The 26,588-nt window shown below is 52.1% G+C and carries 29 protein-coding genes; 10 read left to right on the top strand and 19 right to left on the bottom strand.

Features of this window, described 5'->3' with window-relative positions; genetic code table 11:
- Nucleotides 1–24: 24 nt before the first annotated feature.
- The 8 genes from BN2591_RS12320 to nfsA form a co-directional block, all read right to left on the bottom strand.
- Complete coding sequence (locus BN2591_RS12320) at nucleotides 25–495, bottom strand: YbjO family protein (protein ID WP_086871839.1); 471 nt, start codon at nucleotides 493–495, stop codon at nucleotides 25–27.
- A 73-nt stretch (nucleotides 496–568) separates the two neighbouring features.
- Nucleotides 569–1,414 carry a putrescine ABC transporter permease PotI gene (gene potI, locus BN2591_RS12315; RefSeq protein ID WP_017456138.1) on the bottom strand — a complete coding sequence of 282 codons (846 nt, stop codon included), beginning with the start codon at nucleotides 1,412–1,414 and terminating at the stop codon, nucleotides 569–571.
- Nucleotides 1,411–2,364 carry a putrescine ABC transporter permease PotH gene (gene potH / locus BN2591_RS12310; protein WP_086871837.1) on the bottom strand — a complete coding sequence of 318 codons (954 nt, stop codon included), beginning with the start codon at nucleotides 2,362–2,364 and terminating at the stop codon, nucleotides 1,411–1,413. The genes potI and potH overlap by 4 nt, the downstream gene beginning before the upstream one ends.
- A 9-nt stretch (nucleotides 2,365–2,373) precedes the next feature.
- Complete coding sequence (potG, locus tag BN2591_RS12305) at nucleotides 2,374–3,507, bottom strand: putrescine ABC transporter ATP-binding subunit PotG (protein WP_086871836.1); 1,134 nt, start codon at nucleotides 3,505–3,507, stop codon at nucleotides 2,374–2,376.
- A gap of 140 nt (nucleotides 3,508–3,647) precedes the next feature.
- A complete protein-coding gene (gene potF, locus BN2591_RS12300) occupies nucleotides 3,648–4,760 on the bottom strand; it encodes a spermidine/putrescine ABC transporter substrate-binding protein PotF (protein ID WP_086871834.1) in 1,113 nt (370 codons plus the stop codon).
- A 349-nt stretch (nucleotides 4,761–5,109) separates the two neighbouring features.
- The gene (locus tag BN2591_RS12295) at nucleotides 5,110–5,589 is read right to left on the bottom strand and encodes a type III secretion system chaperone family protein (protein ID WP_086871832.1); all 480 of its coding nucleotides are present in this window, start codon (nucleotides 5,587–5,589) and stop codon (nucleotides 5,110–5,112) included.
- Nucleotides 5,590–5,674: 85 nt separating this feature from the next.
- Nucleotides 5,675–6,577 (bottom strand): 30S ribosomal protein S6--L-glutamate ligase, encoded by a 903-nt coding sequence (gene rimK, locus BN2591_RS12290; protein ID WP_086871830.1) that lies wholly within the window; start codon nucleotides 6,575–6,577, stop codon nucleotides 5,675–5,677.
- 72 nt (nucleotides 6,578–6,649) lie between these two features.
- Nucleotides 6,650–7,372 (bottom strand): oxygen-insensitive NADPH nitroreductase, encoded by a 723-nt coding sequence (nfsA, locus tag BN2591_RS12285; RefSeq protein ID WP_086871828.1) that lies wholly within the window; start codon nucleotides 7,370–7,372, stop codon nucleotides 6,650–6,652.
- Between the two features lie 174 nt (nucleotides 7,373–7,546).
- Here nfsA and BN2591_RS12280 point away from each other — a divergent pair, with 174 nt between their 5' ends.
- Complete coding sequence (locus BN2591_RS12280) at nucleotides 7,547–7,810, top strand: GrxA family glutaredoxin (RefSeq protein WP_017456131.1); 264 nt, start codon at nucleotides 7,547–7,549, stop codon at nucleotides 7,808–7,810.
- A 30-nt stretch (nucleotides 7,811–7,840) separates the two neighbouring features.
- Here the strand turns inward: BN2591_RS12280 and ybjM are convergent, their stop codons facing one another.
- Nucleotides 7,841–8,206 (bottom strand): inner membrane protein YbjM, encoded by a 366-nt coding sequence (gene ybjM, locus BN2591_RS12275; protein WP_086871826.1) that lies wholly within the window; start codon nucleotides 8,204–8,206, stop codon nucleotides 7,841–7,843.
- A gap of 281 nt (nucleotides 8,207–8,487) precedes the next feature.
- On the opposite strand from ybjM, the gene BN2591_RS12270 reads away from it, so the two are divergent.
- Together BN2591_RS12270 and BN2591_RS12265 are read left to right on the top strand one after the other, a co-directional pair.
- Entirely contained in the window at nucleotides 8,488–10,173 is a 1,686-nt protein-coding gene (locus tag BN2591_RS12270; protein ID WP_020457185.1) for an aspartate:alanine antiporter, read from the top strand.
- A gap of 284 nt (nucleotides 10,174–10,457) precedes the next feature.
- Nucleotides 10,458–11,120 carry a hypothetical protein gene (locus BN2591_RS12265; RefSeq protein WP_086871824.1) on the top strand — a complete coding sequence of 221 codons (663 nt, stop codon included), beginning with the start codon at nucleotides 10,458–10,460 and terminating at the stop codon, nucleotides 11,118–11,120.
- Here BN2591_RS12265 and BN2591_RS12260 read toward each other — a convergent pair.
- Nucleotides 11,117–11,581, bottom strand: coding sequence for a hypothetical protein (locus tag BN2591_RS12260; protein ID WP_086871822.1), 465 nt, complete (start codon nucleotides 11,579–11,581; stop codon nucleotides 11,117–11,119). The genes BN2591_RS12265 and BN2591_RS12260 overlap by 4 nt on opposite strands.
- Before the next feature lie 124 nt (nucleotides 11,582–11,705).
- Between BN2591_RS12260 and BN2591_RS12255 the strand changes: the two genes are divergently transcribed.
- Nucleotides 11,706–11,924, top strand: coding sequence for a DUF7661 family protein (locus BN2591_RS12255; protein ID WP_086871820.1), 219 nt, complete (start codon nucleotides 11,706–11,708; stop codon nucleotides 11,922–11,924).
- Between the two features lie 11 nt (nucleotides 11,925–11,935).
- A complete protein-coding gene (locus BN2591_RS12250) occupies nucleotides 11,936–12,682 on the top strand; it encodes a 2-phosphosulfolactate phosphatase (protein WP_086871818.1) in 747 nt (248 codons plus the stop codon).
- Here the strand turns inward: BN2591_RS12250 and BN2591_RS12245 are convergent.
- Nucleotides 12,653–13,195, bottom strand: a complete 543-nt coding sequence (locus BN2591_RS12245) for a TetR/AcrR family transcriptional regulator (RefSeq protein ID WP_086871816.1) — start codon at nucleotides 13,193–13,195, stop codon at nucleotides 12,653–12,655. The genes BN2591_RS12250 and BN2591_RS12245 overlap by 30 nt on opposite strands.
- Nucleotides 13,196–13,221: 26 nt before the next feature.
- Here BN2591_RS12245 and BN2591_RS12240 point away from each other — a divergent pair, with 26 nt between their 5' ends.
- Nucleotides 13,222–14,478, top strand: a complete 1,257-nt coding sequence (locus tag BN2591_RS12240; RefSeq protein ID WP_143468249.1) for an MFS transporter — start codon at nucleotides 13,222–13,224, stop codon at nucleotides 14,476–14,478.
- Between the two features lie 31 nt (nucleotides 14,479–14,509).
- Here the strand turns inward: BN2591_RS12240 and BN2591_RS12235 are convergent, their stop codons facing one another.
- A complete protein-coding gene (locus BN2591_RS12235; RefSeq protein ID WP_086871812.1) occupies nucleotides 14,510–15,742 on the bottom strand; it encodes an MFS transporter in 1,233 nt (410 codons plus the stop codon).
- Between the two features lie 277 nt (nucleotides 15,743–16,019).
- On the opposite strand from BN2591_RS12235, the gene ybjG reads away from it, so the two are divergent.
- Together ybjG and deoR are read left to right on the top strand one after the other, a co-directional pair.
- A complete protein-coding gene (gene ybjG / locus BN2591_RS12230) occupies nucleotides 16,020–16,628 on the top strand; it encodes an undecaprenyl-diphosphate phosphatase (protein WP_086871810.1) in 609 nt (202 codons plus the stop codon).
- A gap of 65 nt (nucleotides 16,629–16,693) precedes the next feature.
- On the top strand, nucleotides 16,694–17,452 hold the full coding sequence (gene deoR / locus BN2591_RS12225; RefSeq protein WP_086871808.1) for a DNA-binding transcriptional repressor DeoR: 759 nt from the start codon (nucleotides 16,694–16,696) through the stop codon (nucleotides 17,450–17,452).
- Nucleotides 17,453–17,483: 31 nt separating this feature from the next.
- Here deoR and dacC read toward each other — a convergent pair whose 3' ends face one another.
- Nucleotides 17,484–18,686 (bottom strand): serine-type D-Ala-D-Ala carboxypeptidase, encoded by a 1,203-nt coding sequence (dacC, locus tag BN2591_RS12220; protein ID WP_086871805.1) that lies wholly within the window; start codon nucleotides 18,684–18,686, stop codon nucleotides 17,484–17,486.
- Between the two features lie 336 nt (nucleotides 18,687–19,022).
- On the opposite strand from dacC, the gene BN2591_RS12215 reads away from it, so the two are divergent.
- The gene (locus BN2591_RS12215) at nucleotides 19,023–19,652 is read left to right on the top strand and encodes a glutathione S-transferase family protein (protein ID WP_086872139.1); all 630 of its coding nucleotides are present in this window, start codon (nucleotides 19,023–19,025) and stop codon (nucleotides 19,650–19,652) included.
- Between the two features lie 120 nt (nucleotides 19,653–19,772).
- Here the strand turns inward: BN2591_RS12215 and BN2591_RS12210 are convergent, their stop codons facing one another.
- The 3 genes from BN2591_RS12210 to BN2591_RS12200 form a co-directional block, all read right to left on the bottom strand.
- Entirely contained in the window at nucleotides 19,773–20,234 is a 462-nt protein-coding gene (locus BN2591_RS12210) for a hypothetical protein (protein WP_228007821.1), read from the bottom strand.
- Nucleotides 20,235–20,286: 52 nt separating this feature from the next.
- On the bottom strand, nucleotides 20,287–20,640 hold the full coding sequence (locus tag BN2591_RS12205; protein WP_086871801.1) for a hypothetical protein: 354 nt from the start codon (nucleotides 20,638–20,640) through the stop codon (nucleotides 20,287–20,289).
- A 214-nt stretch (nucleotides 20,641–20,854) separates the two neighbouring features.
- Entirely contained in the window at nucleotides 20,855–21,745 is an 891-nt protein-coding gene (locus BN2591_RS12200; RefSeq protein WP_086871799.1) for a LysR substrate-binding domain-containing protein, read from the bottom strand.
- Between the two features lie 753 nt (nucleotides 21,746–22,498).
- Here BN2591_RS12200 and BN2591_RS12195 point away from each other — a divergent pair.
- Nucleotides 22,499–23,404: a flagellin N-terminal helical domain-containing protein gene (locus BN2591_RS12195; protein WP_086871796.1), complete on the top strand. Its 906-nt coding sequence runs from the start codon at nucleotides 22,499–22,501 to the stop codon at nucleotides 23,402–23,404.
- 282 nt (nucleotides 23,405–23,686) lie between these two features.
- Here BN2591_RS12195 and BN2591_RS12190 read toward each other — a convergent pair whose 3' ends face one another.
- From BN2591_RS12190 to BN2591_RS12180, 3 genes are all read right to left on the bottom strand, one after another.
- Complete coding sequence (locus BN2591_RS12190) at nucleotides 23,687–24,298, bottom strand: protein phosphatase CheZ (RefSeq protein ID WP_086871795.1); 612 nt, start codon at nucleotides 24,296–24,298, stop codon at nucleotides 23,687–23,689.
- Nucleotides 24,299–24,546: 248 nt separating this feature from the next.
- The gene (locus tag BN2591_RS12185; protein ID WP_086871793.1) at nucleotides 24,547–25,653 is read right to left on the bottom strand and encodes a PQQ-dependent sugar dehydrogenase; all 1,107 of its coding nucleotides are present in this window, start codon (nucleotides 25,651–25,653) and stop codon (nucleotides 24,547–24,549) included.
- 178 nt (nucleotides 25,654–25,831) lie between these two features.
- On the bottom strand, nucleotides 25,832–26,215 hold the full coding sequence (locus BN2591_RS12180) for a biofilm formation regulator BssR (RefSeq protein WP_086871791.1): 384 nt from the start codon (nucleotides 26,213–26,215) through the stop codon (nucleotides 25,832–25,834).
- Nucleotides 26,216–26,588 lie beyond the last annotated feature (373 nt).

Genomic DNA, 26,588 nt, shown 5'->3' with positions numbered 1-26,588 from the left:
TGCGGGGCCGGGATTGTACCACCGTTATTGCAGGCGGAAAAAGCGTCGGCTGGGCGCAGGAACAAACAGCAGGAATAACACCAGCAGATCGGGGAGTTTTTGCATCACTAATGCGTGGAAAATCTCACGTCGGGAGCTACCGGCAATGCTGAAGAGCTCCGGGTAACCATACCCGAGTGAAGCGGCCCATAAATAACCAGTTGCCACCACTTGCGTGCCGAGATAGAGCCAGCGCGCCCAGCGTCGCCCTTTAACCACCGAGAAAGCACAGAGAATTTCGATGAACACTAAAAACAGGCTGCCAAGGAAAACCAGCGTCAGGCTCCAGGTCTGCGCGCTGCGCTGCACAAAATCGAGCAGGCCACGCCATCCCAGCAAATTAAACACCATCAATACATCAACGCAGCGAATCATAATAATGGCGATGGCCGCCACCTGCACCAGTGCCGGTACATTCAGTTTCGCGTGATGAACGGTTTTCTTGAAGAACCCCAATCCGATGATTTCCCTGTGAAAAATGCCGCGACAAGCGCGGCATCAGCAACACAATTTCACGATTCTAATAAGTTCAGCCTTGTCTTGCACGCTGGATATCACGGATCCGCTGTTTTTCTGCCCGCGCCATTAAATACCAGGCGATAAAACCAACAATCCCGACCACGCCAAGGATAAGTGTCGCCAGCGCGTTGATTTCCGGGTTAACCCCCATACGCACGCTGGAGAAGACCAGCATCGGCAATGTCGTCGCTCCCGGCCCCGAGACAAAACTGGCGATCACCAGGTCATCCAGCGACAGGGTAAACGCTAAAAGCCAGCCGGAAACAATCGCCGGCATGATCATCGGCAGCGTGATGACAAAGAACACTTTTAGCGGCGTCGCACCCAGATCCATTGCAGCCTCTTCAATAGAGCGATCCAGTTCGCGCAGGCGCGAGGAGATCACCACCGCAACATAAGCGGTACAGAAAGTCACGTGCGCCAGCCAGATAGTGAGCATCCCACGATCGGCGGGCCAGCCAATGGCATGCCCGAGCGCGACAAACAGCAGCAGCAGCGACAAGCCGGTGATCACATCCGGCATCACCAGCGGCGCGGTGATCATAAACGCAAAACCATTGGAACCACGAAAGCGACCAAAACGCACCATTACCACCGCCGCGATAGTGCCCAGCACCGCCGCCATTGTTGCCGCGCAGGCGGCGATGGTCAGGCTTAAGCCCACCGCACTCATCATCGCGTCGTCGTGAAACAGCTCGCCATACCAGCGCGTCGACCAGCCCGCCCACACGGTCACCAGCCTTGAGCTGTTAAAGGAGTAGATCACCAGCATCAGCATTGGCGCGTACAGGAACGTAAAACCGAGCACAAGAATCAAAATGCGCCACGGAGAGCGCACTACCGGTAAGTTGTTCATGCGTGGTCCTCCCCTTGTTTCTGCTGATGTTTGTGGAACCACATGATCGGCACAATCAGCAACAGCAGCATAATCACCGCCACCGCTGAGGCCACCGGCCAGTCGCGGTTATTAAAGAACTCCTGCCACAACACGCGACCAATCATAATGCTGTCCGGGCCGCCGAGCAGTTCCGGGATGACAAACTCGCCAACCGCCGGGATAAACACCAGCATCGAACCGGCGATAATCCCGCCTTTGGTCAACGGCACAATCACGCTAAAAAAGGTTTTCAGCGGGCGCGCCCCCAGATCCAGCGAGGCTTCCACCAGCGAATAGTCGATACGCGTCAGCGCGGTATAAATCGGCAGCACCATAAACGGCAAATAGGCATAAACAATGCCGATATAAACCGCGAGGTTGGTATGCAGAATCGTCAACGGTTGATCGATAACTCCCAGCCACATCAGGAAGTTATTCAACACACCGTTGTTTTTCAGGATCCCCATCCACGCATACACGCGGATCAGAAACGAGGTCCATGACGGCAAAATCACCAGCAGCAACAAAATATTGCGCGTCGACGCTTTGCTGTGCGCCACCGCCCAGGCCAGCGGATAACCGAGCAACAGACAGCAAATTGTTGAGACTGCCGCCACCTGTAACGACTGCAGATAGGCTTCGAAGTAAAGCGGATCGTCGGTAAGTTGCAGGAAGTTGCCAATATTCAGCGTTACCGTCAGTTGGCTGTCCGCCCACTCGATAAGATCGGTATAGGGTGGGATCTGCCGCGCCATCTCTGCAAGGCTGATTTTGAACACAATCAAAAACGGCAGCAGAAACAGCAAAGTCAGCCAAATATAGGGCAGCGCAATAACCAGTTTGCGCCCGTGACGCATCTGCATGCGCCCCAGCCATAACGTAAAACCGCCCGGTTTTTCGACGCGGGACGGTGGCTCCAGTGTACTCATCGCCGCTCCTTAAACCGTCAGAACCACACAACTATCGGCATCCCAGCAGAGGCGAACTTCATCACCCCAGGTTGGCGCGCCTTTACGGTAGCGATGCGCGTTCTGCAACTGGGCGCTGATCATCTGCCCGCTTTGCAAACGCACGTGATAAATAGAGAGGTCGCCAAGGTAGGCGATATGCACCACTTCCCCGACAGCAAAGTTATAGCCATCGGCCGGCGGATCGTCGCAAAGCATGATTTTTTCCGGGCGCAGCGCCACATACACCGGTACGTTATCCACCACCGATGCATCGGCATCCACTTTCAGCGGATGCACCAGCCCCGGCGAGTCGATCACCAGACCATCTTCCTGACGCTCTTTCAGCAGCCCTTCGAACACATTCACCGAACCGATAAACTCAGCGCTGTAACGCGTGGTCGGGTGCTCATAGATCTCTTCCGGTTCGCCGATTTGCACAAACTTACCGCGGTTCATGATGGCGATACGCCCGGCCATGGTCATTGCCTCTTCCTGGTCGTGGGTCACCATGACGCAGGTCACGCCAACGCGCTCAAGAATATCGACCACTTCAAGCTGCATCCTGTCGCGCAGCTTTTTATCCAGCGCGCCCATCGGTTCATCCAGCAGCAGCAGTTTCGGGCGTTTCGCCAGGCTACGTGCCAGCGCCACGCGCTGACGCTGGCCGCCTGAAAGCTGGTGCGGCTTACGTTTGGCATACTCACTCATGTGCACCAGGTGCAACATTTCAGCCACGCGGCTGGCAATTTCCGCTTTCGGCAACTTGTCTTGTTTAAGACCAAAAGCAATGTTCTGTTCCACCGTCATATGCGGGAAGAGCGCGTAGGACTGGAACATCATATTGATCGGGCGCAGATAGGGCGGCACATGCGCCAGGTCTACGCCATCAAGCATGATTTGCCCGTGGGTAGGCAGCTCAAAACCGGCGAGCATGCGTAGCAATGTTGATTTACCGCAGCCGGACGCGCCAAGCAGGGCAAAAATTTCACCTTTATAAATGGTCAAACTGACATCATCAACGGCGTGCTGACCATCAAAGGATTTGGTCAGATTGCGAATTTCCAGCAGCGGCGTCAGATCCTTACGGCTCTTCGCCTGTGGGCGGGGAATAGCGTCATTCACTCAAATGCTCTCCGGCAAAAACATCAACCCGTTTCAACGAGTTGTCGTACAAATGACTGGACAGAGGCGCATCACCTCTGTCCATTTTTGGGGCAGGCGCACCGCCACGGTGCAGCCTTATCACCACTCAGGTGATTGAATTATTTGCCGCTTTTAACTTTAGTCCAGGCGCGCGTTCTCACGCGGTCGATTTTCGGATCCTGGACTTTCAGCGTAAAGAGTTTGGCGAAAACATCCGGCGGCGGGAAGATAGCCGGGTTATCACGCACTTCCGCGCTGATCAGCGGAACAGAGGCTTTGTTACCGTTCGCGTAGAACACATGATCGCTGATATGGGCAATCACATCCGGGCGCATCAGGTAGTTGAGGAACTGATACGCTTCGTCTTTGTTTTTGGCGTCAGCCGGCATTGCGAAGACGTCGAAGAACGCCAGCGCGCCCTCTTTCGGAATGGTGTAAGTGATATTTACGCCATTCTTCGCTTCTTTCGCACGGTTTGCCGCCTGCCACACATCACCCGCCCAGCCGATAGCCACGCAAATGTCGCCATTTGCCAGGTCATTAATGTACTGAGAAGAGTGGAAGTAACGAATGTTCGGACGCAGTTTTAACAGCAGGTCGGTTGCGGCAACGCTGTAATCATCCGCTTTGTTGCTGTTCGGATCTTTGCCAAGGTAGTTCAGCACGGTGGCAAAAATCTCTTCCGGCGCATCGAGGAATGAGACGCCGCAGCTTTTCAGTTTTTCCAGGTTTTCCGGCTTCAGCACCAGATCCCAGCTGTTTACCGGTGCGTCTTTGCCGAGCGCGGCTTTCACTTTGTCAATGTTATAGCCGATACCGGTGGTTGCCCACAGGTACGGGATAGCGTATTTGTTGTCAGGATCGTGCTTGGCGACCATTTTCAGCACGTCCGGATCGAGGTTTTTCCAGTTCGGCAGTTTGCTCTTATCAAGCGGCTGGAACACGCCGGCGGCCAACTGGCGCTCAAGGAAACTCGCGGAAGGTACCACCAGATCAAAGCCGGTGCTGCCCGCCATCAGTTTGCCTTCCAGCACTTCGTTGGAGTCAAAGACGTCATAAACAACTTTGATGCCGGTCTCTTTTTCAAAATTCGCGACGGTGTCCGGCGCAATATAATCAGACCAGTTATAAACATGCAGTGTCTTTTGCTCGGCTGCGAGCGTGCTGGCAGAGACAGCCATCAACGCACCCGCGACAAGACCTGATACCCATTTTTTGCTCAAGGCGGTCATATCTCATTCCTTCTGGAAAGTCCGTTAACATACGAACTAAATGTACGCATCATAAGATATGCAAGAATCATGCATATTTTGTCACTCTGCACAGCCCCGGAGAAGAAAACGCTTCCGGCTGACACCGCATGCTGTTTTAAGCATCGCAAGAATAACTGTAGCCAGGGTTTGAGGCTATAGGGCAGATTAAAAAACGCCTTTTATCAATTTTTTATGCAGGATACGTCTATGTGATAAGCCGTTACGCGAGGAATAGCGGTGAAAAATTCTTTAAGGAAAGGTTAATAGCAGAATAAAAATATTTATTATGCAGCCGCCATGGCAGCGACTGCGCTAATGCTGCACAGAGTCAGTGGAGAAAATTGTGCGACTCTTCACCAGGCGCCATCTCTTCTTCGCCAGGCGTAAACAGCAGTTGATGTGCGTTAGCTTCCATAATGACCATGGAAATCTGCTCTTCACTCTGGCGCGTAAACCAGGCGAACTGCTCAAACGTTATGCCAGGCCCGACGCATAAAGACTGGCAGACCACCAACTTCGGCAGATTATCATCCTGAATGTCGAGAAATGCTTTCACGGTCAAAGAACTGGCATTAATGGCGGAGAGATCGGCGGCCAGCGCCAGCAGTGCCGACGGTTTGACTTCAGCCATGGCGGTAAACAGCACAACGTCATTAACAAGGTCGACTTTTGCATCAAACACGCCATCAAAATTTTGCATGTGCGGCAGATGCAGCGCCTGGCAGTTATCGCACTCAAAAAAATTAATGCCCAGTTCATCCAGCCAGTGACGCAGCGTGTCCAGACCCGGAACGACGAGTGAATCCATAAAGCAGTACTCTCTTAGCGAAAAAATTGGCCATAGCTTACGCAAAAAGGCCAGAACGTACCATTCATTGCGCGGGAAAATCCTTTTAGCCGCCGGTTTTCAGGCAAAAACCCGGCGTTGCCTGGCGTTCGATCCACTGGATCATGCGACCCGCAATATCGATACCGGTGGCTTTTTCAATGCCTTCAAGCCCCGGTGAGGCGTTAACTTCCATCACCAGCGGGCCGCGTTCGGCGCGCAGGATATCGACGCCAGCCACATCCAGCCCCAGCGTTTGCGCGGCAGCCAGCGCGATTTCACGCTCGCGCGGAGTGATATGCGCCACCAGCGCCTTGCCGCCGCGATGCAAGTTAGAGCGAAAATCGCCCTCTTTTGCCCGGCGTTCAATGGCGGCGACCACTTCATTGCCGACGACCAGACAGCGAATATCGGTTCCCTTCGCTTCGGCAATAAATTCCTGAACCAGGATGTGTGCATTCAGACCGCGAAAAGCATCAATCACGCTCTCTGCCGCCTGGCGGGTTTCCGCCAGCACCACGCCGATGCCCTGCGTGCCCTCCACCAGCTTCACCACCAGCGGCGCGCCGCCGACCATATCAATCAGATCGCTGGTGTCGTCCGGTGAATGGGCAATGCCGGTTACCGGCAAATCAATCCCCTGGCGCGCCAGTAACTGCAACGAACGCAGCTTGTCTCTGGCGCGGGTGATCGCCACCGATTCATTGAGCGGATAACTGCCAAGAATTTCAAACTGACGCAGCGCAGCGGTGCCATAGAAAGTGATGGCCGAGCCGATACGCGGGATCACCGCATCGAAATGCGGTAGCTGGCGGCCTTTGTAGTGAATAGACGAGGCCGCCGGGCTGATATTCATATAACAGGAAAGCGGATCGAGGATCTCGACCAGATGGCCGCGCTGCATCGCCGCTTCGCGCAGGCGTTTACACGAATAGAGCGTTCCATCCCGGGACAATATGGCAATTTTCACCCTGCACCTCTCTAAAAAGACCTGTCAAAGCAGGCGTATGATACACGCAGCGACGTGCAGGATGAACGGGAATTAGCGTGTCGCCCATCCCTGTTTATGCAAATAATCGAGAATAAACGGACGGCTCTCTTTAATGATGGTGCGGCGAATATGGTCGCTCCAGGTGTCACGCCGCGTATTGCTGTCGCGGGTCATATAGTAGTGGGCGATCTCCTCGTCGTATTGCGCCAGCACCTCTTTATCCAGCGGCTGATAGCGGTTTTCATGCACCACCAGTTGCGCAGGCAGACGCGGCTTCTTATCCGGCGCATCCGCCGGCCAGCCAAGACACAGACCAAACAGTGGCAGCACATGTTTTGGCACCTGCAACAGCTCACCTACGGCTTCAATGCTGTTACGAATTCCGCCGATATAAACGCCGCCAAGCCCGAGCGATTCTGCCGCAGTAAACGCGTTTTGCGCCATCAGCGCGGTATCCACTACGCCGAGCAGCAACTGCTCAGCAAGCCCGGGGTTCGCCTCGGGGCAAATTTCGAAATTGCGGTGGAAATCCGCGCAGAACACCCAAAACTCCGCCGCCTGCGCCACGTGTTGTTGCCCGCCGGTAAGCGTCACCAGTTGCTCGCGTAGCGCAGGATCGGTGATGCGAATTATCGAGCTGCATTGCAAAAAGCTGGAGCTGGATGTTGCCTGTGCGCTGGCGATAATCGCCTCACGCTGCGCCTGGGTAATCGGTTGATCGGTAAAATGGCGAATGGAGCGATGGGCGCACAGCAATTCAATAGTTGGTGTCATGAATAATCCCCCAAATAAACAAGACCCTCAGTATAGGCGAAGCCTGCATCCTCGTTGTATCCGCAATTTGCGCTGAAAGGTTGTAAAGATTAAAGCAACAGGCATAACCTGCTTTTCATTACGCGCAGTTATGGTCATGATAACCGGCAGTTACCTTCAGATTCCGGAGAGAGTATGTTTGCTGTAATTTTTGGTCGCCCTGGCTGCCCATACTGTGTACGTGCAAAAGAACTGGCAGAAAAACTGACCGCCGAGCGTGATGACTTCAACTATCGCTACGTGGATATCCACGCGGAAGGCATCACTAAAGCCGATCTGGAAAAAACCGTTGGAAAACCGGTGGAAACCGTTCCGCAAATTTTTCTCGACCAGAAACATATTGGCGGCTGCACGGATTTCGAAGCCTACGCCAAAGAACATTTCGGTCTGTTTGCCTGAACCGATCAACGCCCTCTAATGGAGGGCGTTTTATTTTTTGCAGCGCAGAATTTTCCGCATAAATAGAGAGAATAAGCCGCCTATTCCGCACCAGAAAATCGCGCTGAATAACCAGGCGATAACCTGCCAGTGCGACTGCGAAGAGGCTAACTGCAGGTGAATCAGCACGTAGCAGAATGGCGCAGCCAGCACGGCGCCGAAAAGCGGCACGATCGCTTTGCGTCGGCGAGCAATCCCCCCACCGACAATGCCGGGAAGCGTGAAAAGCAGTAAGCCTAATTCAGGATTACCGGACACGGGTAGTGCGCCTTTCATATTTATGACCAGCAAAAAACACACCGCAATAAAAAGTAATGCGCAGCAAATAACGCCAACCCGACTTCGCCTGTTCTTCAAACACGCCTCCTGACTTTTTCTCTATCGCACTAACAACTCGTTCAAAAGAATGTCCGGACAGATAAAGCGTTGCGGCAATCCGTGCCAGAAAAGCACCCACGTAAATACGCGATTCTCACTAGCCGTTGTAATCTAATACGATTAAACTAGCGGCCTGTTTTTGTTTTGTGGGGAGTGTCTGGTGTTGCACCGCTTTTTTCATACGCCAGCGCATGGACAAAACACTAGCTCAAATAACCATTTCTTTCAACAGCTTACAAGTAAACAAGAAGTTAGCCTCCGTGAATATAAACGTCGCAGATTTGTTAAACGGGAATTACATACTGTTATTGTTTGTCGTTCTGGCACTTGGACTTTGCCTCGGTAAATTACGACTGGGTTCTGTTCAACTCGGTAATTCCATTGGCGTTTTAGTGGTTTCATTATTATTAGGCCAGCAGCATTTCAGCATTAACACGGATGCACTTAACCTTGGCTTTATGCTGTTTATTTTTTGTGTCGGTGTTGAAGCCGGGCCAAACTTTTTCTCTATTTTTTTCCGCGACGGTAAGAATTACCTCATGCTGGCGTTGGTATTAGTTGGCAGCGCGCTGTTAATTGCGTTAGGCCTTGGCAAACTGTTCGGCTGGGATATTGGCCTGACGGCAGGCATGCTGGCCGGTTCGATGACCTCCACTCCTGTTCTGGTGGGTGCTGGCGACACGTTGCGCCATTCTGGTATGGAAAACGGGCAACTCTCCAGCGCGCTGGATAACCTGAGCCTCGGTTATGCCCTGACGTATCTGATTGGTCTGGTGAGCCTGATTTTCGGCGCACGTTATTTGCCGAAATTGCAGCACCAGGATTTACAGACCAGCGCCCAGCAGATCGCCCGTGAACGCGGTCTGGATACCGATGCGCACCGTAAAGTTTATCTGCCGGTGATCCGCGCCTACCGCGTGGGGCCGGAGCTGGTGGCATGGGCCGATGGTAAAAACCTGCGCGAGCTGGGGATCTACCGCCAGACAGGGTGTTATATCGAACGCATTCGCCGTAACGGCATTCTCGCCAGCCCCGACGGTGATGCCGTGCTGCAAATGGGCGACGAAATTTCGCTGGTCGGTTACCCGGATGCGCACGCTCGCCTTGACCCGAGTTTCCGTAACGGCAAAGAGGTGTTCGACCGCGATCTGCTCGACATGCGTATCGTCACCGAAGAAGTGGTGGTCAAAAACCACAACGTGGTGGGTCGTCGTCTGGCGCAATTGAAGCTGACCGATCACGGCTGCTTCCTCAACCGCGTGATCCGCAGCCAGATTGAGATGCCGATTGACGACAATATTGTGCTCAACAAAGGCGACGTTTTGCAGGTCAGCGGCGACGCGCGACGCGTTAAAACCATTGCCGACCGCATCGGCTTTATCTCGATTCACAGCCAGGTTACCGACCTGCTCGCCTTCTGCGCGTTTTTTATTGTCGGCCTGATGATCGGTATGATCACCTTCCAGTTCAGTTCGTTCAGCTTTGGCGTCGGTAACGCTGCCGGCCTGTTGTTCGCCGGGATCATGCTCGGCTTCCTGCGTGCCAACCACCCGACTTTCGGCTATATCCCGCAGGGTGCGCTGATGATGGTGAAAGAGTTTGGCCTGATGGTATTTATGGCGGGTGTGGGTTTAAGCGCCGGCAGCGGCATCGGCAACGGTCTTGGTGCGGTGGGTGGCCAGATGCTGATTGCCGGACTTATTGTCAGCCTGGTACCGGTGTTAATTTGTTTTCTGTTTGGCGCATATGTGCTGAAAATGAACCGTGCTTTGCTCTTTGGCGCGATGATGGGCGCACGCACCTGTGCTCCGGCGATGGAGATCATCAGCGATACGGCGCGCAGCAATATCCCGGCGCTGGGCTATGCGGGAACCTACGCCATCGCCAACGTTCTGCTGACGCTTGCGGGGACGTTGATCATCATTATCTGGCCGGGTCTCGGATAAGTCTGAAGCTGAGAAATATTTCAGTTATGCGCAGAACTTTTTTGTGGGGCGTCAGTCATAACTAGTGCCACTGCTTTTCTTTGATGTCCCCATTTTGTGGAGCCCATCAACCCCGCCACTTAGGTTCAAGGTTGATGGGTTTTTTGTTGCCCTTTTTCCATTCTCCCCCTCGATTTGACCCGCTAAGAAGCCTGTTTTTCGCTTTCTTTCTGTATCTGGCGAAGCGACCAGGATTTGGTAATATCGATACCGGAAACAGCATAACTTGATATAACGGGGAAACGATGAAAGCGGAAGAAAACATACTCGAAAACTGGCTTAAAAAATCATTATGGCGTGATATCTTTTATAAAATCGGCATGTGGTGTGTTATTTCCATTATTTCATTTTATATTGCAGCAAAAACAGCGAATTTTGACATCGCAAAATATCTGCTTAATTTCCTGGATAAAAGTATGCCGCAAGTTAATTACGGCTGGATGGTATTATTTATTATTATCCCGGTCTCCTTTTTCATGAAAGATATGGAAGCAATGAAACCCGACGCCTGGGGAATAGAGACCCTGAGAGGCAAGTGTGGCGCAGCACTGCGCAAAGTCACCAGCGATCTGCTGTTGTGGTCCAGCGGGATTTCTACAGCGTTACTGACAACATCATTAATTGCGCTCACGATTCTTTTTTATAGAGAGCCACAAGTGACCTATAAAAATTTCGCGCAGGTCACTTTGATATTAATGGTATTGTTCATTTTCTTATGCGCCAACGTGTGGTGTTATTTCATGTTAAAACGTAACAAAGCAGCCCTTTTTTCCATTATGAATAGCCAGCGCGGAGTAAAATTAGGGTATTTCTTTATTATGCTTTTCTGCCTTTACGGTATACATGACATATCTGCCGATATCGACAAAAAAACGACAGTTGAACAATCGCAGCCAAAAACGTCTTAAAACGCCACACGAAACCATATCGCCCACAGCACATAAACGCCACCCGCTAGAAAGCAGAGTCCGTAGGCCCGTACAATTCCCGGTTCGTGGTGCAGGTAGAATTTAAGCGGGTTGCGGTGCAGATTGGCGGCGTTATAGGTTTTATGAAAGTGCGTCATCTGTTGCGCCCCTTTGCTGATAAGCCCCAAGAAAAAGCTCACCGTTATGATCATGACAAACGCCATATAACACTTCAAAAACAGTCTGAGACCGGTAAAAACCCACGGGCCAGAGTCTCTGCTGACAACCGCAATGCCGTGCTTTTTCAGCATAATGGCGGCACCACTTAACATCAGATGCACCAACAGGAAAAGGCCAAAATGTTTCGCATTTGTGGCAAAGGTATTTTTTAAAGTGATCCCAAAGATCCAGGCAAAAAACGCTGCCACGGATATCAGCCACATTACCGTGTTTAAAAACATTCTATTCCTTTTCAACAGGTTGTTTGATTTTCCTATTTTTGCATTAATACTAAAGCGATCGCCAGCGCCTCGTTTTTCATTGTGCTCTTTTTAACCATCACCCGACACTACAAGGAACCCCACAATGCTGATTTACAACGTTTTTGGCCGTTACATAGGTGTGAAACGCGTGGCGGATGACTGGCACGTATTCCGCGTGGACAGAAACGAAGGCAAGTATTCGCGGCTTTATAGCATCATCGTTCCGGGTGAATTAAGCGAAGCGGAGATCCCCGGCTGGCTGGGAGATATTTTCCATGAGGCCGCAACGGAACAACATCCCGATGTTCTTCGCGTGGAATAAAGGAACAGAAAATGTGTGCACAGTGGTACAGCCAAGGCCCGTTCGATGTACGTCTGGAGTGGGGTTTAGCCGCAGCGGAGCAGCTGGCGCGGGAAGCCGACTGCGTAGTAATCGTCGATGTGATGTCGTTTTCCACATGCGTAAGCATCGCCACCGATAACCAGGCACTGATTTACCCGTGGCCGTGGAAAGATGCCAGTGCGCAGCGCTACGCGCAGGAAAACCACGCCGATGTCGCCAGCTTCAACCGCACCTTTGCTGGTGGCCAATATACGCTCTCGCCCGCCTCGCTACTGCCTATTCCCGCCGGATACCGGCTGGTGCTCCCCTCGCCTAACGGTTCCACCCTTTCGTTTACAGCGCGCGATTGCGGCGGCGCGGTATTTAGCGGCTGTTTTCGTAATCGACTGGCGACCGCGAAAGCTTGTGCAGGTTTTGAACGCATTTTGCTGATCCCGGCCGGGGAACGCTGGCCGGATGGCAGCCTGCGCCCGGCGGTGGAAGATTATATGGCTGCGGGCGCCATTATCGCTGCACTTGGCAAGCGTAAACTCTCGCCTGAAGCGCAAGCAGCAAAGGCAGCATTTCAGGGCGGCGACGTCAGTAATCTCTATCACTGCGCATCCGCTAATGAACTCCACGCACGGGGTTTTTCAGCGGACGTAGAACTGTGTCTCGCGCTTGACGCAAGCCATCACGCCTGCGTATTAATCGACAACGCGTATCGCTCACTGCCCGGCGAGACGCCCAATCATTAAGCGAATGGCTTCGCGGCTAAGCGGCTCCCGGTCAACCACAAAATGCAGCGTCATCCCTTCGATAAACGCATCCAGCGCACGTGCCGTCGTCGGTTCAAACCAGTGCTCCAGCGTGGTCTGGCTGGTGCACATCCAGTCTTGCATCACCCTTTTCAGCGTGGGCTGGCGGCTCATAAACGCGTACAGTTGGTACATCAGTTCCATATTGCGCGCGGTGGTCACCTGAGCGCTATAAATCAGCTCGGTTAGCGCCTCACAGGCTTTGGCCGGACTGTCAACGCCGTCGAAAAACGCGGCATATTGTGCCGACATCTGCCGCGTAAACAGGCTAAAAGCCTCTTCTAACAACGCATCGATACCGGAAAAGTAATAGGTCATTGAGCCCAGCGGCACATCAGCACAGCTGGCGATTTTACGGTGCGTCACCGCCTGAATCCCATGTGCGGCAATGGTATCCAGCGTCGCTTGCAGAATGCGGTCACGCCGCTGCGGGTCGTTGGGTCTTCGGGCCATAGATCCTCTCACTCATTTATGTACAAATGTACACTTCCTTGCTAGTGTTGTCTTATCTTTTCTTTTTTCACCGTGACGTTATGACTGAAAATGCATCGCGAAAAGCCCTGCAACACCGCTTGTGGGCGCTGTTTACCTTCTTTTTTATCCCGGGGCTATTAATGGCGTCGTGGGCCACGCGAACGCCCGCAATCCGCGATATTTTATCGGTTTCCACCGCGGAAATGGGCGTGGTGCTGTTTGGCCTGTCGGTCGGTTCGATGAGCGGCATTCTCTCCTCCGGTTGGCTGGTGAAGCGCTTTGGCGCGCGGAAAGTGATCCGCGCCAGCATGTCGTTCAGCGTCATCGGCATGGTGGTACTGAGTCTCGCCTTGTGGCTGGCGTCTGCGCTGTTATTTGCCATCGGCCTTGCGTTGTTCGGCGGCAGCCTGGGGGCGGGCGAAGTGGCCATGAACATCGAAGGTGCGGAAGTCGAGCGTGAGATGGGCAAAACCGTGCTGCCAATGATGCACGGTTTTTACAGCTTCGGCACGCTGGTCGGCGCAGGTATTGGTATGAGCGTTACCGCTATAGGCCTGGCGGCCAACTGGCATATTCTGGCAGCGGCACTGGTGGCGATTGTTCCCATCATGCTGGCAATTTCCGCCATTCCGCCAGGCACCGGCAAAGACTCCGCTGAGGAGAAAGCGCGCGGAAAAGAAGGGCAACCGTTCTGGCGTGATATCCAACTGTTGCTGATTGGCGTGGTCGTGCTCGCAATGGCATTTGCCGAAGGTTCCGCCAACGACTGGCTGCCGCTATTGATGGTGGACGGGCACGGCTTTAGCCCGACGTCCGGCTCGCTGATCTACGCCGGTTTTACCCTTGGAATGACCGTCGGGCGATTTATTGGTGGCTGGTTTATTGACCGTTACAGCCGCGTCACCGTGGTGCGTGCCAGCGCTTTAATGGGGGCACTGGGCATCGGGCTGATTATCTTTGTTGACAGTGCATGGGTGGCGGGCTTCTCGGTGATTTTGTGGGGGCTTGGTGCGTCACTCGGTTTCCCGCTGACCATTTCCGCCGCCAGCGATACTGGCCCGGACGCGGCAACCCGCGTCAGCGTCGTCGCCACGACCGGCTACCTGGCCTTTCTCGTCGGCCCGCCATTGCTCGGTTTTCTCGGCGAGCACTATGGCCTGCGTAGCGCCATGCTGGTGGTGATGGGGCTGGTGTTGATTGCCGCGCTGGTTGCCCGCGCGGTTGCCAAACCGGCCCCGGAAACGCAGGCGGAAACCTGCTGATTACGCAGCGGCGCTATTGATGAGCGCCGCCCTATCCTTCCAGCGAATTCCCTACCCGTTTATCACGCAGAAATACCACCATCAAGCCCAGCCACAGCACGCCATTAGCCAGGTTAAAGAGGCTGAACAGGCCGTTACCGCCGCTCAGCCAGGCGTGTTTACTGATTTCGATACCGACGGTAAAAATAAACATCTGCAACATGCCCATTGCCGCCGAAACGGTGCCTTTACTCATGTCGCTGGCAAAGAGTGTCAGACGCACCAGCCCGGCATTTGCCAGCCCAATACCGAACGCATACAGGCTCAGCCCGGCCGTCATCCATAAATAAGCATGCGAAGAGACAACAGTTGCAACAGCCGCCATCACCAATCCGGCAGCAATTGGCCAGCCGCCCATAATGATTAACGCACGCACGGTGCGGCGGGAGGTGAGTCGCGCCAGCACCAGATTACCGATAATCAGCGCACCGAAAATCGGTACCTGTAACAGGCCGTATTCATAGCTACTCAGCTGCTCGCCGCTGATGATAATAATCGGCGACTGGGCAATCCACGCCAGCAAAGGCAGGCTGACAAAGCCTGTCGCCAGCGCGCCGGCGACAAAACGCAGGTTCTTCATCACTTCGGCATAGTCGCGCCACAAGGCTTTAAAGGAGAGCTTTTCACCGAGTCGCGTGGCGGTCTCCGGCATTGCCCGTTGCAGGCCAAAAAAGGCGAATGCCGCCAGCAACGCGAAAAGGACAAACATTCCCTGCCACGGCGCAGCATGCACCCACGCCGCCCCCACCAGCGGGCCGAGCAGCGGCGCTATCAGCGCCACGTTTGCCATCAGCGCGGTGATTTTTATACACACCGCCTCTTCAAAAGATTCCTGGATCGCCGCGTAACCTACCGCGCCAATAAAGCACAGGCTAATGCCCTGCAAAAATCGCAGTAACGTGAATTGCTCAATGTCCTGTGCCAGCAGTGTTGCCAGGCAAGTGACGATAAACCACACCACGCCGGTTAGCATCACCGGGCGGCGGCCAATGCGATCCGACAGCGGCCCCAGCAACCACTGCAAAAACATGCCGCCCGCGAGGTAAGCGGTCATTGACGTTGGCACCCACTCAATGCCGGCGTTGTACTGCTCCACCACGGCCAACATGCCGGGCTGGATCATATCGTTGGCGATATAGGTGGAGAATTCGTAAAGCACCAGGCAGAGAGGAAACAGTAGCGCCCGTCGTCCCAGACGTTGGCCAGTTAAAGTATGGTTTTGCATGCAATCTCTTCATCTATGAAAAATCGCGCAGAGTGTAATCAAAGCCGCTTTGCAACGACAGGAAATTCTCCGTCACACAATAAATAAAGCACATTTCAGTTCGTTTAAGGTTCACTTAAGTGCACCGTCGTACGATACGCCTTCCGGGTTTCACTCCAGGAATCGTCTAACTCTCAGATGAGTAAGACAAAACCGCTTTACCGTTAACCATGCCGCTTTTAAGGTGGGCGCTTTCGCGTCAAGTTGGATTGTTGTTTAATCAAAGAGTAACAAGCGTATGTTAGAGAGCCTGAATTACACCCTGTTTTACTGGATTAACGCCACGCCAGACTCTCCGCGCAGGCTGATAGCATTTGCCGATTTTGCCGCCAGCGATTTAATCAGCATTGTGCCATTGCTGGCGGTTGGCCTCTGGTTGTGGGGGCCACGCGAGCAGGTAAACGCGCAGCGTCAGCTGGTAATTAAAGTCACGCTGGCCATGCTGGTCAGTCTCTGTTGTTCGGCGTTACTGGGGCATTTTTTCCCGCACGATCGCCCGTTTGCCGATCGCGTAGGCTATAACTTCCTGCACCACGCGCCGGATAGCTCCTTCCCGAGCGATCACGGCACGGTAATTTTCACCTTTGCGGTCGCTTTCCTTGCCTGGCACCGTTTGTGGTCAGGCGCGCTGTTGATGATCATCGGGCTGACCATCGCCTGGTCACGCGTTTATCTTGGGGTGCACTGGCCGCTGGATATGCTCGGCGCGCTGCTGGTTGGCATCGGCGGCTGTTTGTCCGCACAAATACTCTGGCAAGGCTTTGGACCGGCGCTCTACCACAGCGTGCAACAGTGCTATCGCGCCTGTTTTGCCCTGCTGATTCGCCGCGGCTGGGTACGTGACTAAGCCCTGAGGCAAAGGTAATATGAACGCCCTGCTCAATGCGGGGCTTTCTTTTATTCAGGGGAATTATGGAAACAAGACGCGACGAACGGATAGGCCAGTTGCTGGCGGCGCTCAAGCGCAGCGATAAACTGCACCTGAAAGAGGCGGCGACGCTGCTTGGCGTATCTGAAATGACCATTCGCCGCGATCTCAGCGCCAACAGCGCGCCGGTAGTGCTGCTGGGTGGTTACATCGTACTGGAGCCGCGCTCCGCCAGCCATTATCTGTTAAGCGACCAAAAAAATCGTCTGGTAGAAGAGAAGCGCCACGCGGCAAAACTCGCCGCCGGGCTACTAAAAGCGCATCAGATGGCCTTTTTCGATTGTGGCACCACCACACCATGGATTATCGAGGCGATCCCGGACGATCGGCCCTTCACCGGTGTCTGTTACTCGCTGAACACCTTTCTGGCATTACAGGAAAAACCGCAGTGTCGCGCCATTCTCAGCGGCGGCGAGTTTCACGCCAGCAACGCCATTTTCAAGCCGCTGAATTTCAACGAAACGCTGAACAACCTGCGCCCGGATATCGCCTTTTATTCGGCGGCAGGCGTGCATGCCCAGCAAGGCGCGACCTGTTTTAATCTGGAAGAGTTGCCGGTAAAGCACTGGGCGATGGCCAGCGCGCAATACCACGTTCTGGTGGTGGATCACAGCAAGTTCGGCAAAGTGCGTTCGGCCTGCATGGGGCCATTAAACCGTTTTGATGTGCTGGTCAGCGACTGCCGCCCCGACGAGGCGCTGGAAAGCGAAGCAAAAAAACACGCGATAACGTTGCTCTATTGACCGTGCCCGGAGGGGCACGGTCGCCTGAGTATCAGGAGAACCAGCCGCCAAACCACTGGTGGAATTTCAGCAGCACAAAATCCCACATCCGACCGATAAAACCGGCCTCTTCTACCGCCTCCATCACCACCAGCGGGCGATGCTCAATGGTTTTACCATTCAACTGAAAATCGATGGTGCCGACCACCTGACCTTTCGTCAGCGGTGCCTGCAGTTCCGGCTGCGTTAAGGTGTAGCTGGCTTTCAGGTTATTTAACTGCCCCTTAGGAATAGTGATAGAGCCTGTATCGCCCGCGCCAAGCTTCGCTTCGCTTTCATCGCCAAACCACACCCGCTGGCTGACAAACGTCGCGCCGGGTTTGATAGGCGTAACCGTGTCGAAGAAACGGAACCCCCAGGTGAGCAATTTTTCTGACTCATTAAAGCGGATGCGGTCTGTTTTCGCACCCAGCACCACAGAAATCAGACGCATATCACCTTGTGTCGCCGAAGCCACCAGGTTGTAACCCGCCCCATCGGTGGTGCCAGTTTTCATGCCATCCACATTCATGCTGGTGCTCCACAGCAACCGGTTACGGTTCGGCTGGCGGATCTTATTAAAGGTGAACTCTTTTTCTTTATGAATGGCGTACTCATCCGGCACATCACGAATCAGTGCCTTGCCGAGCAACGCCATGTCGCGCGCAGTGCTGAACTGCCCTGGAGCATCAAGGCCGTGCACCGTTTTAAAGGTGGTATTGGTCAGACCGAGTTTTTGCGCGTAGCTGTTCATCAGGCTGACGAATGAGTCCTGGCTGCCCGCCACGAAATCTGCGATGGCGATGCTGGCATCATTGCCGGACTGGATAATCACACCTTTGTTGAGATCGGCTACGGAAACCTGATCGCCAGGTTTCAGGAACATCAGCGAGGAACCGCGCAGCGCCGGATTACCGGTCGCCCAGGCGTCTTTGCCGACGGTCACCGTATCGGTGAGATGAATTTTGCCGGCTTTCAGCGCCTGGCCAACCACATAGCTGGTCATCAATTTCGTGAGACTGGCAGGATCAAGCTTCTCGTCAGCGTTGCCTTCTGCCAGCACTTTGCCGCTGGCGTAATCCATCAGGATCCACGCCCTGGCATCGACCGTGGGCGCACCCGGCGTCTGTTCCACCGCGTACAACGAAGGGGAGAAAAGCATCAACAGCGCAGAGCCCGCAACCAGGCCGCGAAGGGATAAAGAGAAATGCGTCATAGGGGCCACCCGAGTATCCATTCAAAACGTCACAACACCGTGCCGCAACAAACGGTGAGTAATAGCGCACAAACGAAACGAAAAAAACCGTCACAGGGTAAAGTTTTTAAAGTTTACGCAATAACAGCGTGTTGCGCTCCATGTGTGCTGAATATTTATCCGCTGAATAATTCGAGTTGCACCTCTCGCGCGTCGAGCCGTGCTTGCGCTGCACCGAAGAGACGACGCTTGCGAAGGAACCGGTAACAAAACCCGCGCATCTGCAACTTGAAGAATGACGGAGATTGGCACACGATGAATGTCACACCGACACTCATTCACACCACTGAGGTAAAAATGATAACGCTATGGGGCAGAAATAACTCTACTAACGTCAAAAAAGTTCGCTGGCTGCTGGAAGAGCTGGAATTGCCGTACCAGCATATTCTGGCGGGCAGAGAGTTCGGCGTGAACCATGAGCCTGAATATCTGGCGATGAACCCGAATGGTCTGGTGCCGCTGCTGCGTGATGACGAAACCGATGTGGTGCTGTGGGAATCCAACACCATCGTGCGTTACCTGGCAGCACAGTACGGACAGGGGCGTTTGTGGGTGGAATCCCCTGCTGAACGTGCGCAAGGGGAAAAGTGGATGGACTGGGCGCTGAGCACCCTTTCGCCAAAACATGGCCCACTGTTGCAGGGGCTGGTGCGCACCGCGCCGGAACAGCGCGACAACGCCGCGATTGAAGCCAACAAAAACGCGCTGGATGGGCTGTTCGCGCTGCTCGACGATGTACTGGCTAAACAGGCGTGGCTCTCCGGGGACGCGTTTGGCTGCGGGGATATCGCCGTCGCTCCGTTTATCTATAACCTTTACAACATTCCCGGATTACGCTGGGCACCGCACGCCAACCTGCAACGCTGGTATGCGCAATTGTGCGAACGCCCCGGCTTCAAAAACGCGGTAATGATCCCGGTAACCTGAGTATTTTTTTGACCGGTGGCGCTGACGTTATCGCCTGTTGTTAACGGTGAAATGCGCCCGGCGCCATCCGGTATTCCCCACACGGCAATCCGCAAGTTGTTGCGGCCAGCAGCTAATGCGTTACTCCTCTTCGCCTTCGATATCGGCAAACAGTGAATCGTCTTCTAAGGGAAGCAGGCTACTTTCATCCCACTCGATCTCATCTGTTGCGTAGTCAATAAGATCCACTTCGCAGCACTCCTCCAGCAGCGCTTCTGCCTCATCAAGAAGTTCGATTGCATCCTGATAAAAGGCCATCACGTGAGGTGATGCCACTTCGTCATTATTTATCGCCTCGAGTTTCTGGATAGCAAAATCGATATTCTGCAAACTCTCCTGCAAAAGCGTCACCTCTTCGCCAAACTCCATACCCGACATCACCGCAGCATGATCGTCACTCAACGCGTCATCCCGATGCGTAAAAGCGTGACCGGCTAAGCCAGATTGTCTGGCGACCGACAGAAATGATTGCGATCGTTTCTTTAAAAAACTGGCCCGTTCTAATGACAGCCCCAACTGCTCAGTGGCGATATTATCCATCATTCGCATCTCGTAAAGTGATATAAGATTTTCATTACAGCTGAATAATTAATTTTTACATGGCTTGCATGCGGTACTGCACCGAAACACGCCGCAGCAATACCGGGACGGTTTCTATATATTGAAAGCAAGTGCTAATGGCGTTACGCATTTCTCCGGGGGAGCTGGAATTTAAATAATCATCCAATGTTATCAACGCGCACTCATAGGTAAATAAAAAATCGGTCAACTCTGGTGGATAGGGACGCAGCGTCAGTTCAACACGAAGTTCATTATACAACGCCATCAATTTTTTCAGCGCAACACAGGCATCGATCTTTCTATTTTCAAATGCATGTTCATTCAATGCAGGTTTGATAATGGCAAGCAGCGAACGATGAACGTTAGTATATTTTGGGTTAAGAAACATGAGTCACCTCTGACATCATTAAATTTGCCAGCATCTACACCCGGCGTTTTCATTGACGGTTAAGCGCGATAAATCAGACACATTCTACATTACAGGCACAGCACGACTGCTGAGAGACAAACACGTTTCAAAAACGAATGTTTGTATCTCAACATATTTTCATAGTCAGCGATCGTGTCGCTGTGATTACAGCTTAATTAAGACAATCAAACCATTACAATGTATTCAGTCTTGCGTTAATTCTGCCGCCAACATCGCTGCCAAAACTATAATATTTCTCCTTCATAATATCGCCTTCACGCACCATCATGAAAACCCGACGGGATAAATTATTATCTTTGATATTAATGTATTTAATACTGTGGTGATCGTTGCCGAGCGTTGAAAGTTTTGGAAAAAAGGAGACATTATCCGAATTCTTTACCATATAGCGGATGGTTTCCAGATCGTTTGAAATACTCCTTGCATGGTTGAGTATCTCTTCGCTGCCAGGTTCAAGATTAAGATGCTCTGGCATCGATTTGGTCATAATCAGTTTATGCTTTTTCAACTCGCTGAGATCGATCACTTCCTGTGTAGACAGCGGGTGACTGTTGTTTACACCCAACACAAATTGCTCTTCATAGAGCTGAGCCTCAAGAAAGTTGTCGTTATCAATAGGCCCAATCAGCAGCCCCAATTGTAATTGCCCTTTTCCTAACATATTCAGCAAATTATCTTCACTGACTTCATGTAGCTTGATCTCATTATCCGGAAATTTTTCTTTGAAGGCGCTGAACAGATCTTCATATATATAGGAACCAAGCGTCGGGGTGACACCAATATTGATAACGCCAACCGGCTGAAAACGCAGCCGCTGCGCCAGTTCATGCAGGTTATGCACCTCACGAAGAATATTTTCAATCAGCGGCAGCAAATGCAAACCGATCGGCGACAGGCTAAACCCTTTGCCTTTACGGTGCAGTAATGGAATGCCTAATTCCTCTTCCAGTTTTTTGATCTGGATGCTCAGGGTGGGTTGAGAAACGTCGCACTCCTCAGCCGCCTTTTGAAAATTCATATGTTTTATCAACGCGACAAAGTATTCCAAATCTTGCGTTCTCATAACGTCAACTCTCCCGTGTGCAGACAAAAAACACAGAAACACCACACAATATAAGCCTTTTATGTTTCAGCCCGGGTAGCAAACGCGACCGGGACTGATGCGTGATTTTTCGTGCTAAATTTAATTTAAGTGCCACTTTAGGCACAACTATTCAGTTATTTGTTATATAAACAACGCAATATTCTTTCTAATCAGTCATCGAAAATCTGGCGTAAAACTTTAATTGTTAATTCATATCATCAACCACGCAATAGGATGCGCCGATGCAATAATGTTGGAATTTGCTTTTAGTATCCACATTATGGGCAACATTTAACCTTTCCAGACAAATAACGTTGAGACCACAGCATATTTAAATATCAGCCTAACAGTATCTTTGCGCCAGGAAAAGAAAATTCAACTACTGTGAAGTTACAAAAAATAATCTTCCTCATAAAATAATTCAATAATACTTAATTATAGTTTAGCAACACTAAAACAACGTAGTGCGGTTATTCTTATTTATCACTGCCCTATCCGGAATTAGGATCGGATGTACCTATAAGCATTATTAGAATAGAATGCGGCAGCGGCAATTAAAATATATTTACAACCGCTATTAGCTATAAAATCATTGTATTAAAGCGCTTCATTTATAAAAATGAACTATTAGGCATTTAAATTTAAAGTTTTATTCCCTGCGGACGATATCCATTTCGCCTGGCAATATCAGGCAATACGAATAGATTAATTCTATATTTCTGAAGAAATGAAATGGCCGTTATTAACACCAACACCTTATCTTTAATGACCCAAAATAACCTGAGCAAATCTCAGTCTTCTTTAGGCACATCTATTGAGCGTCTGTCATCCGGTCTGCGTATTAATAGCGCAAAAGATGATGCTGCTGGTCAGGCAATTGCTAACCGTTTCACGTCAAATATTAATGGCCTTTCCGTTGCGGTGCGTAACGCGAATGACGGCATTTCACTGGCGCAGACCACCGAAGGCGCACTGAGCGAAGTGAATAATAACCTGCAGCGTATTCGCGACCTGACTGTACAGGCACAGAATGGCTCCAACTCCGCATCCGACGTCGACTCCATCCAGGCGGAAGTTAACCAGCGTATGGAAGAGATCAACCGTATTACCACCCAGACCGATTTTAACGGCCTGAAAGTGTTGAATACCGGCTCGGGCGACAGTCAGTATAATTTCCAGGTTGGCGCGAAAGATGGTGAAACCATCAGCATTACCGTAAGCAGCAGCGACGCGTTCAACCTCTACAACACCACAGGCGCAACGGCCGCAACAACAGGTCAGATCGTCAACGGCAGCGCACGTACGACTGACGCGCATGGCTTTGATGTGCTGCAGGGCGTTGTCAGCTCCGGCGGCACCACGGATGGTAATCCGCTGGCCGATCTGGATAAAGCTATCAAAGCCGTGGATACCGAACGCAGCCTGCTTGGTGCTTCCCAGAACCGTTTTGAATCAACCATTTCCAACCTGAACAATACGACGAATAACCTGTCGGCAGCGCGCAGTCGTATTCAGGATTCTGACTACGCGACAGAAGTGTCTAACATGTCCCGTTCGCAGATCCTGCAACAAGCTGGCAGCTCCGTACTGGCGCAGGCTAACCAGGTTCCACAGACCATGCTGTCCCTGTTGCGTTAAGTGGTGTGAAATCCGCTTACCTCCTTCAGAGCGGATTTCAACGATGTAATTCCTTGACTAACCCCCGCTTTGTCATGAGAGCGGGCTTCATTGAGCATAACGAATTTATTTTTCTTTTTTATCCCGCATATGTTGATGGCATGGCGGGATTTTTTTATTTAATGGAATACGCTTTTTATGCGGTGTAAATAGAAAAAAAAGTGAATGCAACTGGATTGCATTCACCAAAAGAACAAATAGAGGATATAAATAAGCACAACAACGAGGGTGAAAATAAATAAATTACAGGCCAAGGCTATTCAGCAACGCGTCAATATCTTGCTGGTCTGCCAGCGGGGCAGCCGGATCGGCGCTGGCTTTATTGATTGGAGAACGCCCTTCTCGCGGTACGTTTTCTAACAGCACGTTCAGGAATTCTTTCTCAATATTTTCCAGCAACGCCATCATGCGCAAAATGATCCGCGCGGTGGTATCCGGGAAATCCTGCGCCATCATAATTTCCCGCAGCCAGGATTTGCTGGCTTCGGTGCACGTCGGCACAGAGCCCAGCCAATCACGCGTGGCGCGGGCAAGCGCCATCGTCTCTTCGATGCTTGCGGCGTCATCATGCAGCAGCCATTGCGAAAGCAACTGCTTCGCCTGCTGGCTCAGTTGCTCCTGAAGGGGTTGTGTCAGTTCGATATAGTTGAGCGTCTTACCCGATGCCTGCGCGGTAAGATCGACCACATATTGCAACCGGCTACGCGCATCCGGAATGGAGTTAGCCAGTTCAACAATGGTGATATCGTGGCCCAATTCGCGCAGGCTGCTTCTTAACATGCGGGTGACGTTGCCAATACGGGAAATCAATTCATAAATATCTGTCGACGCCCCCGGAATACCCTGATGATGCATTATTACTTCTCCTTTAACGCATGTCCTAAGATATTCCTTTATCGGCAATAACCACTGACACTTAAATAAAAACCGCCACATAGCCAGACACTATAAAAATAAAAAAGCAGCCATTAATTTATTTAAAAACAATTAACAGAAAACACTTATATAAAAATAAAACATAGCTTTCAGCTATTAACGGCAGAAAAGGAAAATATCTCTTAATAATACACAGGATAAAGAAAGGGGAATATCCCCTTTCTGCTTCATGAAGCCGGGCTCACTTTCCACAACGCGCCGTCGGATTCATCGGTCAGCACATAAAGATAACCGTCCGGTCCAACGCGGACATCGCGGATGCGCTGCCCGCGATCGCCAAGAATACGGCCATCTTCCGTCACCTTGTCGCCCTGTACGCTCATAACGATGAGATCTTCATCTTTCAGCGCGCCGATGAATAATTTGTTTTTCCACTGCGGGAATACATCCATATTGTAGAAAGCCATACCGCTGATCGCCGGGGATTTTTTCCAGTAGAAGATCGGCTGTTCGGTGCCGACGACAATCTCCCCTTTCGCTTCCGGGATCTTCAGCCCGCTATAGTTAATGCCCCAGGTGGCAATCGGCCAACCGTAATTTTTACCCTTTTGCGGAATGTTGATCTCATCGCCGCCGCGCGGGCCATGCTCGTTGAGCCACAACGCGTTACTCCACGGGTTCATCGCCATTCCCTGCGGGTTGCGAATACCGTAAGACCAGATTTCCGCTCGCGCCCCCGGTTTACCGACAAACGGGTTATCCTCAGGCACCTTGCCTTGATCCGTCAGCCGCACCAGTTTGCCCTGTAATTTATCCAGATCCTGCGCTGTCGAACGTTGATTATTCTCGCCCAGCGCAATCCATAAATAGCCTTTGCCATCAAACACCAGTCGACCACCAAAATGGTTACCGGTGGAGAGTTTCGGCTGCTGGCGGAACACCGTCCGGAAATCGTCGAGGCGTTTAAAATCCTCGCTAAGACGACCATACCCTACCGCCGTTCCGGCTTTACCCTCCTGACCCGCTTCGGCGTAGCTCAGCCACACCCGGCGCGACTGGGCAAAATCCGGTGCCAGCGCCACATCCAGCAAGCCTCCCTGCCCCTGCGCCCAGACGTTGGGAACGCCAGTAATCGGATCGGAAATTCCCCTATCTTGTTGCCATAAACGCAGTTGCCCGCCGCGCAGGGTAATTAACATGCCGTGATTATCGGGCAGAAAAGCCAGCGCCCAGGGGTGATCGAGTTTGGTTTGCAGCACATCGACTTTCACCGCCGCAGGCGCGGCGGATACCGAGAGGGAGAGAAACAGTAAAAGCAGCGGGATCTGGCGCATACGGCGCTCCTTTATGCAGTTTTTTATTCTGATAAAGGGTAGACCGCGCAGCGCGGGCAAAAGCGACTTTTACACTCTCTATACACAACCGCATGCGTATCGCGGTTGTTGCAGTTAAACCGCCGGATAAAATGTGGAGGAGGTATATGCAGAAAGGGGGAGTTTCCTCCCCCTGGTATCAGGCTTCTTCGAGCGGTGAATGCTCGTTCAGATACTGAATGCAGTAATTAAGCACATTCAGCGAACGTTCCAGCTTGTCGACATTCACCGAAATGTAGGTGGGACAATCCTGTCGCCCGCTCATCAGACAAACAGCAGCTGAGGAGAGCGCTTCCTCGGCCCGGTATATTGCACTACGTGAGTCGCGATCCGGCAGGTCGTTTAACCGTTCGCCTTTATCGCGGATCTCCAGCGCCAGGGCAAAGAAGCGTTCACGCAGACGATCATTTTCGCTGACCGACATATACCCTTTCGCTTTTCGCATCTGGATATAGGCCGCAAGGTCACTTCGGGCAGCAATCAACTTCTTCAGCAGACGACGCGCAAGTTCATCAACGGTCATACATCTTCCCCCCTTGTCAGCCAGTGTAGGATCATAGTATGGTCGCTTTTCGAACAAAAGCATGCGTCTGGTCAATATTTAATTTTGTTTGCCGGACCTTTACATTTCACTTAAGGTGAGCCACGCCAGCCAATTGCCGTGTTTTTTTATGTCGCACGCGCCCTGCAATTCATAAGCCTCACAAATGAATCAAACCCATCCCTGGATGGCGCTTCCCACACCCAGGCGTTTTCGCCGTCTATTGCATCCTGTCTTGCTTCATCAGGATGTGTTAGCCATCCGCTAACATTACGCGCAGTCGTTACTGGCTGGAACTCATCTACCGGTGGTCAGAAAGCATTTGTCTGGTGTATTGTTTTTAAACAATTAATCA

The organism is Kosakonia pseudosacchari (genome assembly GCF_900184035.1).
Lineage (GTDB): Bacteria > Pseudomonadota > Gammaproteobacteria > Enterobacterales > Enterobacteriaceae > Kosakonia > Kosakonia pseudosacchari.
The sequence above is the reverse complement of the archived record's forward strand: the minus strand, read 5'-3'. Positions and strand labels throughout refer to the sequence as shown.

What these genes read in the sequence shown, in the direction of transcription:
- BN2591_RS12250 (WP_086871818.1), top strand. Translation starts at nt 11,936, where the DNA reads ATGTGTGCACAGTGGTACAGCCAAGGCCCGTTCGATGTACGTCTGGAG.
- BN2591_RS12200 (WP_086871799.1), bottom strand. Translation starts at nt 21,745, where the DNA reads ATGAGAACGCAAGATTTGGAATACTTTGTCGCGTTGATAAAACATATG.
- BN2591_RS12185 (WP_086871793.1), bottom strand. Translation starts at nt 25,653, where the DNA reads ATGCGCCAGATCCCGCTGCTTTTACTGTTTCTCTCCCTCTCGGTATCC.
- BN2591_RS12215 (WP_086872139.1), top strand. Translation starts at nt 19,023, where the DNA reads ATGATAACGCTATGGGGCAGAAATAACTCTACTAACGTCAAAAAAGTT.
- potI (WP_017456138.1), bottom strand. Translation starts at nt 1,414, where the DNA reads ATGAACAACTTACCGGTAGTGCGCTCTCCGTGGCGCATTTTGATTCTT.
- BN2591_RS12280 (WP_017456131.1), top strand. Translation starts at nt 7,547, where the DNA reads ATGTTTGCTGTAATTTTTGGTCGCCCTGGCTGCCCATACTGTGTACGT.
- BN2591_RS12245 (WP_086871816.1), bottom strand. Translation starts at nt 13,195, where the DNA reads ATGGCCCGAAGACCCAACGACCCGCAGCGGCGTGACCGCATTCTGCAA.
- BN2591_RS12260 (WP_086871822.1), bottom strand. Translation starts at nt 11,581, where the DNA reads ATGTTTTTAAACACGGTAATGTGGCTGATATCCGTGGCAGCGTTTTTT.
- BN2591_RS12195 (WP_086871796.1), top strand. Translation starts at nt 22,499, where the DNA reads ATGGCCGTTATTAACACCAACACCTTATCTTTAATGACCCAAAATAAC.
- BN2591_RS12255 (WP_086871820.1), top strand. Translation starts at nt 11,706, where the DNA reads ATGCTGATTTACAACGTTTTTGGCCGTTACATAGGTGTGAAACGCGTG.
- BN2591_RS12190 (WP_086871795.1), bottom strand. Translation starts at nt 24,298, where the DNA reads ATGCATCATCAGGGTATTCCGGGGGCGTCGACAGATATTTATGAATTG.
- potH (WP_086871837.1), bottom strand. Translation starts at nt 2,364, where the DNA reads ATGAGTACACTGGAGCCACCGTCCCGCGTCGAAAAACCGGGCGGTTTT.
- BN2591_RS12205 (WP_086871801.1), bottom strand. Translation starts at nt 20,640, where the DNA reads ATGTTTCTTAACCCAAAATATACTAACGTTCATCGTTCGCTGCTTGCC.
- BN2591_RS12235 (WP_086871812.1), bottom strand. Translation starts at nt 15,742, where the DNA reads ATGCAAAACCATACTTTAACTGGCCAACGTCTGGGACGACGGGCGCTA.
- deoR (WP_086871808.1), top strand. Translation starts at nt 16,694, where the DNA reads ATGGAAACAAGACGCGACGAACGGATAGGCCAGTTGCTGGCGGCGCTC.
- BN2591_RS12295 (WP_086871832.1), bottom strand. Translation starts at nt 5,589, where the DNA reads ATGGATTCACTCGTCGTTCCGGGTCTGGACACGCTGCGTCACTGGCTG.
- dacC (WP_086871805.1), bottom strand. Translation starts at nt 18,686, where the DNA reads ATGACGCATTTCTCTTTATCCCTTCGCGGCCTGGTTGCGGGCTCTGCG.
- BN2591_RS12180 (WP_086871791.1), bottom strand. Translation starts at nt 26,215, where the DNA reads ATGACCGTTGATGAACTTGCGCGTCGTCTGCTGAAGAAGTTGATTGCT.
- ybjG (WP_086871810.1), top strand. Translation starts at nt 16,020, where the DNA reads ATGTTAGAGAGCCTGAATTACACCCTGTTTTACTGGATTAACGCCACG.
- nfsA (WP_086871828.1), bottom strand. Translation starts at nt 7,372, where the DNA reads ATGACACCAACTATTGAATTGCTGTGCGCCCATCGCTCCATTCGCCAT.
- BN2591_RS12240 (WP_143468249.1), top strand. Translation starts at nt 13,222, where the DNA reads ATGTACACTTCCTTGCTAGTGTTGTCTTATCTTTTCTTTTTTCACCGT.
- BN2591_RS12265 (WP_086871824.1), top strand. Translation starts at nt 10,458, where the DNA reads ATGAAAGCGGAAGAAAACATACTCGAAAACTGGCTTAAAAAATCATTA.
- BN2591_RS12210 (WP_228007821.1), bottom strand. Translation starts at nt 20,234, where the DNA reads ATGATGGATAATATCGCCACTGAGCAGTTGGGGCTGTCATTAGAACGG.
- potF (WP_086871834.1), bottom strand. Translation starts at nt 4,760, where the DNA reads ATGACCGCCTTGAGCAAAAAATGGGTATCAGGTCTTGTCGCGGGTGCG.